General features: G+C 56.1%; 11 protein-coding genes, 2 tRNA genes and 2 rRNA genes. 12 read left to right on the top strand and 3 right to left on the bottom strand.

Annotation, left to right across the window (positions count from 1 at the left end; genetic code table 11):
• Nucleotides 1–80 precede the first annotated feature (80 nt).
• The 4 genes from ACMGG5_RS05265 (at nucleotide 81) to ACMGG5_RS05250 (ending at nucleotide 3429) form a co-directional block, all read left to right on the top strand.
• Nucleotides 81–2985, top strand: a 23S ribosomal RNA gene (locus ACMGG5_RS05265).
• Between the two features lie 67 nt (nucleotides 2986–3052).
• Nucleotides 3053–3168 (top strand): 5S ribosomal RNA (gene rrf, locus ACMGG5_RS05260).
• A gap of 56 nt (nucleotides 3169–3224) precedes the next feature.
• A tRNA-Asp gene (locus ACMGG5_RS05255) sits at nucleotides 3225–3301 on the top strand.
• A gap of 52 nt (nucleotides 3302–3353) precedes the next feature.
• A tRNA-Trp gene (locus tag ACMGG5_RS05250) sits at nucleotides 3354–3429 on the top strand.
• 100 nt (nucleotides 3430–3529) lie between these two features.
• Here ACMGG5_RS05250 and hdfR read toward each other — a convergent pair.
• The gene (hdfR, locus tag ACMGG5_RS05245; RefSeq protein ID WP_024907953.1) at nucleotides 3530–4351 is read right to left on the bottom strand and encodes an HTH-type transcriptional regulator HdfR; all 822 of its coding nucleotides are present in this window, start codon (nucleotides 4349–4351) and stop codon (nucleotides 3530–3532) included.
• A gap of 118 nt (nucleotides 4352–4469) precedes the next feature.
• Here hdfR and ACMGG5_RS05240 point away from each other — a divergent pair, with 118 nt between their 5' ends.
• Entirely contained in the window at nucleotides 4470–4808 is a 339-nt protein-coding gene (locus tag ACMGG5_RS05240) for a DUF413 domain-containing protein (RefSeq protein WP_008501577.1), read from the top strand.
• Between the two features lie 30 nt (nucleotides 4809–4838).
• Here ACMGG5_RS05240 and ACMGG5_RS05235 read toward each other — a convergent pair whose 3' ends face one another.
• Nucleotides 4839–6359, bottom strand: coding sequence for a YifB family Mg chelatase-like AAA ATPase (locus ACMGG5_RS05235; protein WP_090420895.1), 1521 nt, complete (start codon nucleotides 6357–6359; stop codon nucleotides 4839–4841).
• A 341-nt stretch (nucleotides 6360–6700) separates the two neighbouring features.
• On the opposite strand from ACMGG5_RS05235, the gene ilvL reads away from it, so the two are divergent.
• The 7 genes from ilvL (at nucleotide 6701) to ilvA (ending at nucleotide 13251) form a co-directional block, all read left to right on the top strand.
• Nucleotides 6701–6799, top strand: coding sequence for an ilv operon leader peptide (ilvL, locus tag ACMGG5_RS05230; RefSeq protein WP_001311244.1), 99 nt, complete (start codon nucleotides 6701–6703; stop codon nucleotides 6797–6799).
• An 86-nt stretch (nucleotides 6800–6885) separates the two neighbouring features.
• Nucleotides 6886–6936, top strand: a complete 51-nt coding sequence (gene ilvX / locus ACMGG5_RS05225) for a peptide IlvX (RefSeq protein WP_166792073.1) — start codon at nucleotides 6886–6888, stop codon at nucleotides 6934–6936.
• 2 nt (nucleotides 6937–6938) lie between these two features.
• Nucleotides 6939–8585: an acetolactate synthase 2 catalytic subunit gene (gene ilvG / locus ACMGG5_RS05220; protein ID WP_061716304.1), complete on the top strand. Its 1647-nt coding sequence runs from the start codon at nucleotides 6939–6941 to the stop codon at nucleotides 8583–8585.
• Nucleotides 8582–8845, top strand: coding sequence for an acetolactate synthase 2 small subunit (gene ilvM / locus ACMGG5_RS05215; RefSeq protein ID WP_024907956.1), 264 nt, complete (start codon nucleotides 8582–8584; stop codon nucleotides 8843–8845). Before ilvG ends, ilvM begins: the two co-directional genes overlap by 4 nt.
• Nucleotides 8846–8863: 18 nt before the next feature.
• Nucleotides 8864–9793, top strand: coding sequence for a branched-chain-amino-acid transaminase (gene ilvE / locus ACMGG5_RS05210; RefSeq protein ID WP_023309654.1), 930 nt, complete (start codon nucleotides 8864–8866; stop codon nucleotides 9791–9793).
• Between the two features lie 60 nt (nucleotides 9794–9853).
• A complete protein-coding gene (ilvD, locus tag ACMGG5_RS05205) occupies nucleotides 9854–11704 on the top strand; it encodes a dihydroxy-acid dehydratase (RefSeq protein ID WP_045909248.1) in 1851 nt (616 codons plus the stop codon).
• Nucleotides 11705–11706: 2 nt separating this feature from the next.
• Complete coding sequence (ilvA, locus tag ACMGG5_RS05200; RefSeq protein WP_024907958.1) at nucleotides 11707–13251, top strand: threonine ammonia-lyase, biosynthetic; 1545 nt, start codon at nucleotides 11707–11709, stop codon at nucleotides 13249–13251.
• 33 nt (nucleotides 13252–13284) lie between these two features.
• On the opposite strand, the gene ilvY is transcribed toward ilvA, so the two are convergent.
• Complete coding sequence (ilvY, locus tag ACMGG5_RS05195) at nucleotides 13285–14175, bottom strand: HTH-type transcriptional activator IlvY (protein ID WP_023333829.1); 891 nt, start codon at nucleotides 14173–14175, stop codon at nucleotides 13285–13287.
• Nucleotides 14176–14185: the final 10 nt, after the last annotated feature.

Genomic DNA, 14185 nt, shown 5'->3' with positions numbered 1-14185 from the left:
TTGAAACGACACATCTTTAATGGTGTGTTCGAGTCTCTCAAATTTTCGCAATCATGAAGTGAAACATCTTCGGGTTGTGAGGTTAAGCGACTAAGCGTACACGGTGGATGCCCTGGCAGTCAGAGGCGATGAAGGACGTGCTAATCTGCGAAAAGCGCCGGCGAGGTGATATGAACCTTTGACCCGGCGATGTCCGAATGGGGAAACCCAGTGTGTTTCGACACACTATCGTTAACTGAATACATAGGTTAACGAGGCGAACCGGGGGAACTGAAACATCTAAGTACCCCGAGGAAAAGAAATCAACCGAGATTCCCCCAGTAGCGGCGAGCGAACGGGGAGCAGCCCAGAGTCTGAATCAGCTTGTGTGTTAGTGGAAGCGTCTGGAAAGTCGCAGGGTACAGGGTGATACTCCCGTACACGAAAATGCACAGGTTGTGAACTCGAAGAGTAGGGCGGGACACGTGGTATCCTGTCTGAATATGGGGGGACCATCCTCCAAGGCTAAATACTCCTGACTGACCGATAGTGAACCAGTACCGTGAGGGAAAGGCGAAAAGAACCCCGGCGAGGGGAGTGAAAAAGAACCTGAAACCGTGTACGTACAAGCAGTGGGAGCACCTTCGTGGTGTGACTGCGTACCTTTTGTATAATGGGTCAGCGACTTATATTCTGTAGCAAGGTTAACCGTATAGGGGAGCCGAAGGGAAACCGAGTCTTAACTGGGCGTTAAGTTGCAGGGTATAGACCCGAAACCCGGTGATCTAGCCATGGGCAGGTTGAAGGTTGGGTAACACTAACTGGAGGACCGAACCGACTAATGTTGAAAAATTAGCGGATGACTTGTGGCTGGGGGTGAAAGGCCAATCAAACCGGGAGATAGCTGGTTCTCCCCGAAAGCTATTTAGGTAGCGCCTCGTGAACTCATCTTCGGGGGTAGAGCACTGTTTCGGCTAGGGGGCCATCCCGGCTTACCAACCCGATGCAAACTACGAATACCGAAGAATGTTATCACGGGAGACACACGGCGGGTGCTAACGTCCGTCGTGAAGAGGGAAACAACCCAGACCGCCAGCTAAGGTCCCAAAGTCATGGTTAAGTGGGAAACGATGTGGGAAGGCACAGACAGCCAGGATGTTGGCTTAGAAGCAGCCATCATTTAAAGAAAGCGTAATAGCTCACTGGTCGAGTCGGCCTGCGCGGAAGATGTAACGGGGCTAAACCATGCACCGAAGCTGCGGCAGCGACACTTAGGTGTTGTTGGGTAGGGGAGCGTTCTGTAAGCCGTTGAAGGTGTGCTGTGAGGCATGCTGGAGGTATCAGAAGTGCGAATGCTGACATAAGTAACGATAAAGCGGGTGAAAAGCCCGCTCGCCGGAAGACCAAGGGTTCCTGTCCAACGTTAATCGGGGCAGGGTGAGTCGACCCCTAAGGCGAGGCCGAAAGGCGTAGTCGATGGGAAACAGGTTAATATTCCTGTACTTGGTGTTACTGCGAAGGGGGGACGGAGAAGGCTATGTTAGCCGGGCGACGGTTGTCCCGGTTTAAGCATGTAGGCGGAGGTTCCAGGTAAATCCGGTACCTTTTAACGCTGAGGTGTGATGACGAGGCACTACGGTGCTGAAGTAACAAATGCCCTGCTTCCAGGAAAAGCCTCTAAGCATCAGGTAACATCAAATCGTACCCCAAACCGACACAGGTGGTCAGGTAGAGAATACCAAGGCGCTTGAGAGAACTCGGGTGAAGGAACTAGGCAAAATGGTGCCGTAACTTCGGGAGAAGGCACGCTGATATGTAGGTGAAGCCCCTGCGGGTGGAGCTGAAATCAGTCGAAGATACCAGCTGGCTGCAACTGTTTATTAAAAACACAGCACTGTGCAAACACGAAAGTGGACGTATACGGTGTGACGCCTGCCCGGTGCCGGAAGGTTAATTGATGGGGTTAGCGGCAACGCGAAGCTCTTGATCGAAGCCCCGGTAAACGGCGGCCGTAACTATAACGGTCCTAAGGTAGCGAAATTCCTTGTCGGGTAAGTTCCGACCTGCACGAATGGCGTAATGATGGCCAGGCTGTCTCCACCCGAGACTCAGTGAAATTGAACTCGCTGTGAAGATGCAGTGTACCCGCGGCAAGACGGAAAGACCCCGTGAACCTTTACTATAGCTTGACACTGAACACTGGTCCTTGATGTGTAGGATAGGTGGGAGGCTTTGAAGCGTGGACGCCAGTCTGCGTGGAGCCATCCTTGAAATACCACCCTTTAATGGCTGGTGTTCTAACGTAGACCCGTGATCCGGGTTGCGGACAGTGTCTGGTGGGTAGTTTGACTGGGGCGGTCTCCTCCCAAAGAGTAACGGAGGAGCACGAAGGTTAGCTAATCCTGGTCGGACATCAGGAGGTTAGTGCAATGGCATAAGCTAGCTTGACTGCGAGAGTGACGGCTCGAGCAGGTGCGAAAGCAGGTCATAGTGATCCGGTGGTTCTGAATGGAAGGGCCATCGCTCAACGGATAAAAGGTACTCCGGGGATAACAGGCTGATACCGCCCAAGAGTTCATATCGACGGCGGTGTTTGGCACCTCGATGTCGGCTCATCACATCCTGGGGCTGAAGTAGGTCCCAAGGGTATGGCTGTTCGCCATTTAAAGTGGTACGCGAGCTGGGTTTAGAACGTCGTGAGACAGTTCGGTCCCTATCTGCCGTGGGCGCTGGAGAATTGAGGGGGGCTGCTCCTAGTACGAGAGGACCGGAGTGGACGCATCACTGGTGTTCGGGTTGTCATGCCAATGGCACTGCCCGGTAGCTAAATGCGGAAAAGATAAGTGCTGAAAGCATCTAAGCACGAAACTTGCCCCGAGATGAGTTCTCCCTGAGACTTTAAGTCTCCTGAAGGAACGTTGAAGACGACGACGTTGATAGGTCGGGTGTGTAAGCGCAGCGATGCGTTGAGCTAACCGATACTAATGAACCGTGAGGCTTAACCTTACAACGCCGAAGGTGTTTTGGCGAAGACAGAGACGATTTTCAGCCTGATACAGATTAACAGAATTTGCCTGGCGGCTTTAGCGCGGTGGTCCCACCTGACCCCATGCCGAACTCAGAAGTGAAACGCCGTAGCGCCGATGGTAGTGTGGGGTCTCCCCATGTGAGAGTAGGGAACTGCCAGGCATCAAATTAAGTAGTAAGCCGGTGCATTAATCCGGTGGTTACAAGCAGTCTTCGGTGGAGCGGTAGTTCAGTCGGTTAGAATACCTGCCTGTCACGCAGGGGGTCGCGGGTTCGAGTCCCGTCCGTTCCGCCACTTATTAAGACATTAAGCCTGCCCTATCGGCAGGCTTAATGGCAAAAACTTTAGGGGCGTAGCTCAGTTGGTAGAGCACCGGTCTCCAAAACCGGGTGTCGCGAGTTCGAGTCTCTCCGCCCCTGCCATATAGAATCCTTTGCTTCGGCAAAGGATTTTTTTTTGCCTGAAGCGCTGCAGAAAACGCTCTTCTTAATTTTTCAGCCAGCATTCCTGCTGGCTGATATATCAATCCATTACATTGATTTTTAACAGATCTTTTATCTGTGATTGCTTATCACTGTTTTGCAGCCAAATCGCATACAGCGGCCTGGTAAGCGTGGTGGAATCCAGCACCGTATGCAGCCCCGCTTTAGTATCTGCCCAGCGAACAGGTAACCAGGTACAACCTCTCAGCAAGGGCAGCTGCTGACAGGCGATCTCCGCAGAGCTGGTTGTTAACTGCGGAACATCATCAGGTGCAATCAATCCCGTCTCATGCTGCTGAAAATCTGGCCCCCATTCCAGGCGCAAATAGGTCAGGTCTGCCTTCATCATTGAAGGTTCAGAGGCATAAAGCGCCAGTCCAAACTGACCCACAATCTGGCTGCTAAATTCGTCCATCTTGGGGGCTTCGGTTGTGATCAGAAGATCAAGCTGGCGCTCATGAAGTTGCTTAACCAGCGACTGCCGTTGCGCAATCCTGGCTTCGAATTGCAGGTGACTGTGTGAATGATAAAGCCGGGTAAGCCACTGACTTAGCATACATTCCCACAGGGAAGCGCTGGCCCCTATCGAGAACTCATTATGCCTCGACGTATGTGCCACCTCTTTGCGTGCCGCCTGCCAGGTATTCATGAGCGTTTCAGCGTACGGCAGCAGTTTCTCGCCGGCAGGCGTTAAGCGAATATTGTTACGATGGCGGGTAAAAAGATTCACACCCAGTTGATTTTCCAGCTGTCGAATACGAAAACTGACGGCTGACTGCGTCAGGTAAAGGGCTTCAGCTGCTCGCCCAAAGTGGCGTGTTCTGCTCACTTCAAGGAAAGTTTTAAGCAATTCCGTATCCACATCTTTCTCCGCAAAATTATTTGTCGTTATGATTTAAATGTTTTGTTTTACACTCTGTCAAGCGTAACTAATACTCCGCGCCATAAATAGCTCGGCCAAAGAATTAGGAGCGTGTAGGATGGCGGAAAGCTTTACGACGACTAATCGTTTTTTCGACAATAAACATTATCCGCGCGGGTTCTCTCGTCACGGCGATTTCACCATCAAAGAAGCTCAACTGCTTGAGCGCCATGGTTATGCCTTTAACGAGCTGGATCTGGGTAAGCGTGAACCTGCAACCGAAGACGAAAAACAGTTTGTTTCTGTTTGCCGTGGTGAGCGTGAGCCGCAGTCTGAAGCGGAACGTGTGTGGATCAAGTACATGGCGCGCATTAAGCGTCCAAAGCGCTTCCATACGCTGTCTGGCGGTAAGCCGCAGATGGAAGGTGCAGAAGACTACACCGAGTCTGATGACTAAGATGATAAGAAGGGGCTACGGCCCCTTTTTTTATGCCAGCAACTTCTGCAGATGCAGCAGCAAACGATCGATAGCGCGATAGCTCAGCGCCTCCTGCAAATGTTTCCTCTCAATGTCAGTGCACCCCTCCACGTCAGCAATGGTTCTGGCCACTTTCAACAAACGCTGCCACGCACGTATGGATAGCCCGAACCGCGTCAACGTCTCCTCCAGCCATCCCGCATCCTCAATGTTAAGAGAACAAAACTGCCGGATCCCGGCATTATCCAGCCGCGCATTTAGCCTGTTCTGACGGGCGTACTGCCGCTTCTGGGCTGCAATCACCCGCTCGCGTACCTCTGCTGAGCTTTCACCCGTGATGCCCGTTTGCCTGAGCAGGCCCGGTGGAGGAAGCGGGATTTCGAGAGATAAATCGAAACGGTCGAGAAACGGGCCGGATAACTTACCGAGATAGCGCAATGTCTGCTCTGGCGTACAGCGGTTATGGTTGCCCTGGTAGTGACCCGTCGGGCTGGGGTTCATCGCGGCGACCAGCTGAAACTGCGCGGGATAGCTTATTTTGGCCCGCGTGCGCGATATATGTATTTCGCCGGATTCAATGGGTTCTCTCAGTGCATCCAGCACGCGGCGCTCAAACTCCGGCAATTCATCAAGAAACAGAATGCCATTGTGTGCCAGCGAGATCTCACCCGGCCCGGGGATAGACCCACCGCCGACCATTGCCGTCAGTGAAGCGCTATGATGTGGGGAACGAAAAGGGCGACGGCGCCACTGTTTTTGCAACGATGCAGAACTGATGAGGCTGTATATGGCGGCACTTTCCAGCGCTTCATGATTATTGAGCGGTGGAAGCAACCCACTCAATCTGCTCGCCAACATGGTTTTACCCGTACCCGGCGGACCAATTAACAGAAGATTGTGTCCCCCTGCAGCCGTAATCTCCAGCGCCCGTTTCCCTTGTTCCTGCCCCATAATCTCGCTGAGATCCTCTGGAGCATCCGCTATAACATCATCACACTCCTCCGGCTCGGACAGTTCATGCCGCCCTTCCAGCCATGCACAAACTTCCTGTAAATGCCCCGCGATGAGGCATCCTTTTTCCGCGATAAGACTCACTTCTGATGCGTTTTCATTGGCCACAATGATTTGCCGCCCTGCACGTATGGCTTCCAGCGCTCCCGATATCGCCCCGGGAACGCCTCTTAACGCGCCTGTAAGCGCGAGTTCGCCAACGAACTCATACGAGCCTAGCCGTGTCGTATTAAGCTGCTCAGAAGCCGCGAGAAGGGCAATTGCGATAGGTAAATCGTATCGTCCCCCCTCTTTAGGCAGATCGGCAGGAGCAAGGTTGATGGTGATCTTCTTCGCGGGGAAGGCATAACCGCTATTTATTATTGCGCTGCGGACGCGATCCCTGGCCTCTTTAACCGTCGTTTCAGGTAACCCGACAAGCGTGAGTCCGGGCAGCCCATTACTCAAATGTACCTCTACGGAAACAAGCGGTGCCTTTACCCCGAGAGCCGCACGCGTATAAACAACTGACAGTGACATTTGCACTACCTCCTGGTGTGACTATGTCAGTGCTCGTTATATTTGTTTAGCGCCATTTCGTGAATTTACGCCGCTTGTTCAGGGATTTTAATGGTGTATTGCAACAATCTCATAATCGTGGAAACCTCCTCGCAGAACGTAAAAAATCCTGTTTTGACGGTTAGCGCCACAGTAAAAAAATGAAAAATATTCATTTTCTAATTTCCGTATATAAAACAACGCTTTTAAGAAATATGATTCGCGGACTAACCAAATCCGTCATAAATAAATCTTGTGTTTGATTTAAAAACTGTGATAACTCTTTAGGTATTCCTTCGAACAAGATGCAAAAAGAACTGAAAATGACAGCCCTTCTACGAGTGATTAGCCTGGTCGTGATTAGCGTGGTGGTGATTATTATCCCACCGTGCGGGGCTGCACTTGGACGAGGAAAGGCTTAGAAATCAAGCCTTAACGAACTAAGACCCCCGCACCGAAAGGTCCGGGGGTTTTTTTATGACTAAAAAACGCAAATGAGGAGCAGAGCATGACGACTAGCACAAAATTCTGTTTCTCCCGATTTATGACGGGGAACTAACTATGAATGGGGCACAGTGGGTAGTACATGCGTTGCGCGCGCAGGGAGTCGAGACAGTATTCGGTTATCCGGGTGGCGCAATTATGCCGATTTACGATGCACTGTATGACGGCGGCGTGGAACATCTCTTGTGCCGACACGAGCAGGGCGCAGCGATGGCAGCCATCGGCTATGCCCGCGCGACAGGTAAAACGGGCGTGTGTATGGCGACGTCAGGCCCGGGCGCAACTAACCTCATCACCGGCCTGGCTGACGCGCTGTTGGATTCCGTTCCCGTTGTCGCCATCACCGGGCAGGTGGCGTCTCCGTTCATCGGTACCGACGCTTTCCAGGAAGTCGACGTCCTCGGTTTATCGCTGGCCTGCACCAAACACAGCTTCCTCGTCCAGTCTCTGGAAGAGCTGCCGCGCGTAATGGCAGAAGCGTTCGAAGTGGCAAACTCAGGCCGTCCTGGTCCGGTTCTGGTCGATATCCCGAAAGATATCCAGGTGGCATTCGGCGATTTGGAACCGCACTTCTCAACCGTTGAAAGCGACAATGCGTTTCCGGATGCGGAAGTTGAAGAGGCTCGCCAGATGCTGGCGCAGGCGAAACAGCCGATGCTGTACGTCGGCGGTGGCGTCGGCATGGCGCAGGCCGTTCCAGCCCTGCGCGAATTTATCGCAACAACGCAGATGCCAGCGACCTGCACGCTGAAAGGTCTCGGTGCTGTCGACGCGGATTACCCATACTATCTGGGCATGCTGGGGATGCACGGCACCAAAGCGGCAAACCTGGCGGTGCAGGCGTGCGATCTGCTCATCGCCGTAGGTGCCCGTTTTGACGACCGCGTCACCGGCAAGCTGAATACCTTTGCGCCGAACGCCAAAGTGATCCATATGGATATCGACCCGGCGGAGATGAACAAGCTGCGTCAGGCGCACGTTGCCCTGCAGGGCGATCTCAACGCGCTGTTACCGGCATTGCAGCAGCCGCTGGATATCAATGCATGGCGTCAGCACACCGCAGACATGCGCGCCGAGCACGCCTGGCGTTACGACCACCCCGGCGAGGCTATCTACGCGCCGCTGCTGTTGAAGCAGTTGTCCGACCGTAAACCGGCTGACAGCGTCGTCACCACCGACGTAGGCCAGCATCAGATGTGGTCAGCCCAGCACATGACCTACACCCGTCCGGAGAACTTCATCACTTCAAGCGGGTTAGGGACGATGGGCTTCGGTCTGCCAGCCGCCGTTGGCGCACAGGTTGCCCGCCCGAACGATACCGTTATCTGTATCTCCGGTGACGGCTCCTTCATGATGAACGTTCAGGAGCTCGGCACCGTTAAGCGCAAGCAGTTGCCGCTGAAAATCGTCTTGCTCGACAACCAGCGTTTAGGGATGGTTCGCCAGTGGCAACAGCTGTTCTTCCAGGAGCGTTACAGCGAAACGACGCTCACCGATAACCCCGATTTCCTCACCCTGGCCAGCGCCTTTGGCATTCCTGGTCAGCACATCACCCGTAAAGATCAGGTTGAAGCGGCGCTCGACACCATGCTGAACAGCGATGGGCCTTACCTGCTTCATGTCTCAATCGATGAACTCGAGAACGTCTGGCCGCTGGTACCGCCTGGTGCCAGTAACTCACAAATGATGGAGAAATTATCATGATGCAGCATCAGGTCGCCGTACAGGCTCGCTTCAACCCGGAAACCTTAGAACGCGTTTTGCGCGTGGTGCGTCATCGTGGTTTTCAGATTTGCTCTATGAATATGGAGACGGCCACTGACGCCCGGAATATCAGTATCGAATTAACCGTTGCCAGCCCGCGGTCGGTCGACTTACTGTTTAGTCAGTTATCAAAGCTGGTAGACGTTGCCCATGTTGCCATCTGCCAGAGCACAACCACATCACAACAAATCCGCGCTTAAGCGTGACAGGACGAAAAAATGACGACAAAAAAAGCTGATTACATTTGGTTCAACGGTGAGATGGTTCGCTGGGAGGACGCGAAGGTCCACGTGATGTCCCACGCGCTGCATTACGGTACCTCCGTGTTTGAAGGCATCCGCTGCTACGATTCTCACAAAGGGCCAGTGGTGTTCCGCCATCGCGAACACATGCAGCGTCTGCATGACTCAGCCAAAATTTATCGTTTCCCGGTTTCCCAGAGCGTCGACGAGCTGATGGAAGCCTGCCGCGACGTGATCCGTAAGAACAACCTGACCAGCGCCTATATTCGTCCGCTGGTGTTTGTGGGCGACGTCGGTATGGGCGTGAACCCGCCCGCTGGCTATACCACGGATGTGATCATTGCCGCGTTCCCATGGGGTGCCTACCTGGGGGCAGAAGCCCTGGAGCAGGGGATCGACGCAATGGTCTCTTCCTGGAATCGCGTTGCGCCAAACACCATCCCGACCGCCGCGAAAGCTGGCGGTAACTACCTCTCTTCACTGCTGGTCGGTAGCGAAGCGCGCCGTCACGGCTATCAGGAAGGTATCGCCCTGGACGTAAACGGCTACATCTCAGAAGGTGCGGGTGAAAACCTGTTTGAAGTGAAAGACGGCATCCTGTTCACGCCGCCGTTCACCTCGTCCGCGCTGCCGGGCATCACCCGTGATGCCATCATCAAGCTGGCGAAAGATCTGGGTATCGAAGTGCGCGAGCAGGTGCTGTCCCGCGAATCCCTGTATCTGGCCGATGAAGTCTTTATGTCCGGTACCGCGGCTGAAATCACGCCGGTGCGCAGCGTAGACGGTATCCAGGTGGGCGAAGGCCGCTGTGGCCCGGTCACCAAACGCATTCAGCAAGCGTTCTTTGGCCTCTTCACCGGCGAAACAGAAGATAAATACGGCTGGTTGGATCAGGTTAATCACTAAGTATAAATTTGGGACGGCACGCACCGTCCCATTACATAGTCAGACGGGAGTAAATAAAGCATGCCTAAGTATCGTTCAGCCACCACCACCCACGGCCGTAACATGGCGGGTGCCCGCGCACTGTGGCGCGCCACCGGAATGACCGACGCCGATTTCGGTAAGCCGATTATCGCCGTGGTGAACTCCTTCACCCAGTTCGTTCCGGGCCACGTGCACCTGCGCGATCTGGGTAAGCTGGTTGCCGAGCAAATCGAGGCCTCCGGCGGCGTGGCGAAAGAGTTCAACACCATTGCGGTGGATGACGGTATCGCGATGGGGCACGGGGGCATGCTCTATTCACTGCCGTCGCGCGAGCTGATCGCCGACTCGGTGGAGTACATGGTTAACGCCCACTGCGCCGATGCAATGGTCTGTATCTCCAACTGCGACAAAATCACCCCGGGGATGCTGATGGCCTCCCTGCGCCTGAATATTCCGGTGATCTTCGTCTCCGGTGGCCCAATGGAAGCGGGGAAAACCAAGCTCTCCGACAAAATCATCAAGCTCGACCTGGTTGATGCGATGATCCAGGGCGCGGACCCGAAAGTCTCTGACGAGCAGAGCGATCAGGTTGAGCGCTCCGCGTGCCCGACCTGCGGCTCCTGTTCCGGGATGTTCACTGCGAACTCCATGAACTGCCTGACCGAAGCGCTGGGTCTTTCTCAGCCGGGCAACGGCTCGCTGCTGGCGACCCACGCCGACCGTAAGCAGCTGTTCCTCAATGCCGGTAAACGTATCGTTGAGCTGACCAAACGCTACTACGAGCAGGATGACGCCAGCGCGCTGCCGCGCAGCATCGCCAGCAAAGCGGCGTTCGAGAACGCCATGACGCTGGATATCGCCATGGGCGGTTCCACCAATACCGTTCTGCACCTGCTGGCCGCCGCGCAGGAAGCCGAAATCGACTTCACCATGAGCGACATCGACAAGCTGTCCCGTAAAGTGCCGCAGCTGTGTAAGGTCGCGCCGAGTACGCAGAAGTACCACATGGAAGACGTGCACCGTGCCGGTGGCGTCATCGGTATCCTCGGCGAGCTGGATCGCGCCGGGCTGCTGAACCGAGACGTGAAAAACGTCCTCGGCCTGACGTTGCCGGAATCGTTGGACCAGTACGACGTGATGCTGACCAAAGACGACGCGGTGAAAAAAATGTTCCGCGCGGGTCCTGCCGGTATTCGCACCACCCAGGCATTCTCGCAGGACTGTCGCTGGGACACCCTGGACGATGACCGCGCCGAAGGCTGCATCCGCTCGCTGGAACACGCCTACAGCAAAGACGGCGGCCTGGCCGTGCTGTACGGTAACTTTGCGGAAAACGGCTGCATCGTGAAGACCGCTGGCGTGGACGACAGCATCCTGAAATTCACCGGCCCGGCGAAAGTGTACGAAAGCCAGGATGAAGCGGTAGACGCCATCCTCGGCGGCAAAGTGGTGGAAGGCGACGTGGTTGTCATCCGTTATGAAGGGCCGAAAGGCGGCCCGGGCATGCAGGAGATGCTCTACCCAACCACCTTCCTGAAATCGATGGGCCTCGGTAAAGCCTGCGCGCTGATCACCGACGGACGTTTCTCCGGCGGCACCTCCGGCCTCTCTATCGGTCACGTTTCGCCGGAAGCGGCAAGCGGCGGCAACATCGCCATCATCGAAGACGGCGACCTGATCGAAATCGACATTCCGAATCGCGGCATTCAGCTCAAGCTGAGCGACCAGGAAATTGCGGCCCGTCGTGAAGCGCAGGAAGCCCGCGGCGACAAAGCCTGGACGCCGAAAGACCGCCAGCGCGAAGTCTCCTTCGCCCTGCGCGCCTACGCGAGCCTTGCCACCAGTGCAGATAAAGGCGCGGTGCGCGATAAATCTAAACTTGGGGGCTAATGATGGCCGAGTCGCAACCCTTATCCGCCGCCCCCGAGGGGGCGGAATACCTCAGAGCGGTGCTGCGCGCGCCGGTCTATGAAGCCGTGCAGGTCACACCCCTGCAGAAAATGGAAAAACTCTCTTCGCGCCTCGACAACGTGATCCTGGTCAAGCGCGAAGACCGTCAGCCGGTGCACAGCTTCAAGCTGCGCGGCGCCTACGCGATGATGGCCGGGCTGACCGACGAGCAGAAAGCGCGCGGCGTGATTACCGCCTCAGCGGGCAACCACGCGCAGGGTGTAGCTTTCTCTTCGGCCCGTTTAGGTCTGAAAGCGCTGATCGTGATGCCGGTCGCTACCGCCGACATCAAAGTCGATGCGGTACGCGGTTTCGGCGGCGAAGTGCTGCTCCACGGCGCCAACTTTGACGAAGCGAAAGCCAAAGCGATCGAGCTGGCGCAGCAGCAGGGGTTCACCTGGGTGCCGCCGTTCGACCATCCGATGGTTATTGCCGGGCAGGGGACGCTGGCGCTTGAACTGCTGCAGCAGGATGCCCATCTCGACCGCGTGTTTGTGCCGGTCGGCGGCGGCGGCCTGGCCGCGGGCGTGGCGGTGCTGATCAAACAGCTGATGCCGCAGATCAAAGTCATCGCCGTTGAAGCGGAAGACTCTGCCTGCCTGAAAGCGGCGCTGGATGCGGGTCACCCGGTAGATCTGCCGCGCGTCGGGCTGTTTGCCGAGGGCGTGGCGGTGAAGCGCATTGGGGATGAAACCTTCCGCCTGTGCCAGGAATATCTCGACGATATCGTCACGGTGGATAGCGATGCCATCTGCGCGGCGATGAAAGATCTGTTCGAGGATGTGCGCGCGGTGGCGGAACCTTCCGGCGCGCTGGCGCTGGCGGGGATGAAAAAATACATCGCGCAGCACAACATTCGCGGCGAGCGGCTGGCGCACGTGCTGTCTGGTGCCAACGTGAACTTCCACGGTCTGCGCTACGTTTCCGAGCGCTGCGAGCTGGGCGAACAGCGTGAAGCACTGCTGGCGGTGACCATCCCGGAAGAGAAGGGCAGCTTCCTGAAGTTCTGTCAGCTGCTGGGCGGTCGTTCTGTGACGGAATTTAACTACCGTTTTGCCGATGCCAAAGACGCCTGTATTTTTGTCGGCGTGCGCCTGAGCCGCGGCGTGGAGGAGCGCAAAGAGATCCTCAACCTGCTGCATGAGGGCGGCTATAGCGTGGTCGATCTCTCTGACGACGAGATGGCGAAGCTGCACGTGCGCTACATGGTTGGCGGGCGTCCATCGAAGCCGCTCAGGGAACGTCTGTTCAGCTTCGAGTTCCCGGAATCGCCGGGCGCGCTGCTCAAGTTCTTGCACACGCTGGGCACGCACTGGAACATCTCTCTGTTCCACTACCGCAGCCACGGCACCGACTACGGCCGCGTGCTGGCGGCGTTTGAACTGGGCGAGCATGAACCGGATTTCGAAACGCGGCTGAACGAGCTGGGCTATGAGTGTCACGACGAAACCCATAACCCGGCCTTCCGCTTCTTCCTCGCGGGCTAAGGTCCGGCCGGGTAAGCGCAGCGCCACCCGGCTTTAGTGGTTCGGCAATATCGTCCAGAACGCATCAATAAGCGGCTCATGCAGCCGCTTTTTTTGTGCGCACACGCCAAGCTCAAACGGCGTCTTCTCGTCGCTGCGCTCCAGAATCATCACGCGATTGCGCACCGGTTCCGGGCTATTTTCCAGCACCACTTCCGGCAGCAGCGCCACGCCGCAGCCCAGCGCCACCATCGACACCATCGCCTCATGGCCGCTAACCGTGGCGTAAATCGACGGGTTGCTGATTTTCTGACGGCGGAACCACAGCTCGATGCGACGACGCACCGGCCCCTGATCGGCCATGATAAACGGCACCGTGGACCAGTCCGGTTTTTCCACCGACACCTGATTACGCACCGGGCAGGGCAGGGCGGGGGCAATCAGTACTACTGCCAGATTCTCCAGCATTGAGAACGCTACCGCACCCGGCAGGGTTTCCGGCTTCCCGGCAATGGCGAGATCCGCTTCGCCCGTCACCACTTTCTCCATTGCGTCGGAGGCGTCGCCGGTGGTGAGTTTAATTTCAACCGACGGATGCGCCGCGCGGAAGCGGTCGAGAATGGGCGGCAGATGGCTATAGGCGGCGGTCACGGAGCAGAAAATATGCAGCTCACCGGAAAGCGACGGCCCCTGCTGGTCAATCGAGTGACGCAGCTGCTGGTACTGCAACAGCGTCTGCTGGGCAAAAATGCGCAACTCTTCGCCCGCTTCCGTGAGGGTGACGGTACGGTTGTCGCGCACGAACAGCGGCTGGCCGAGGTCTTCCTCGAGGCGCTGGATCTGGCGCGAAAGCGTGGAGGGGCTAACGTGCATCGCCCGCGCGCTGCGGCCAAAGTGACGGCTTTCCGCCAGGTGCAGGAACATTTTCAGATCGCGTAAATCCACTGATTCCACT

Source organism: Enterobacter sp. BNK-34 (genome assembly GCF_048684445.1).
Classification (GTDB): Bacteria; Pseudomonadota; Gammaproteobacteria; order Enterobacterales; family Enterobacteriaceae; genus Enterobacter; species Enterobacter pseudoroggenkampii.
This window is presented reverse-complemented; position numbering and strand designations above follow the sequence as displayed.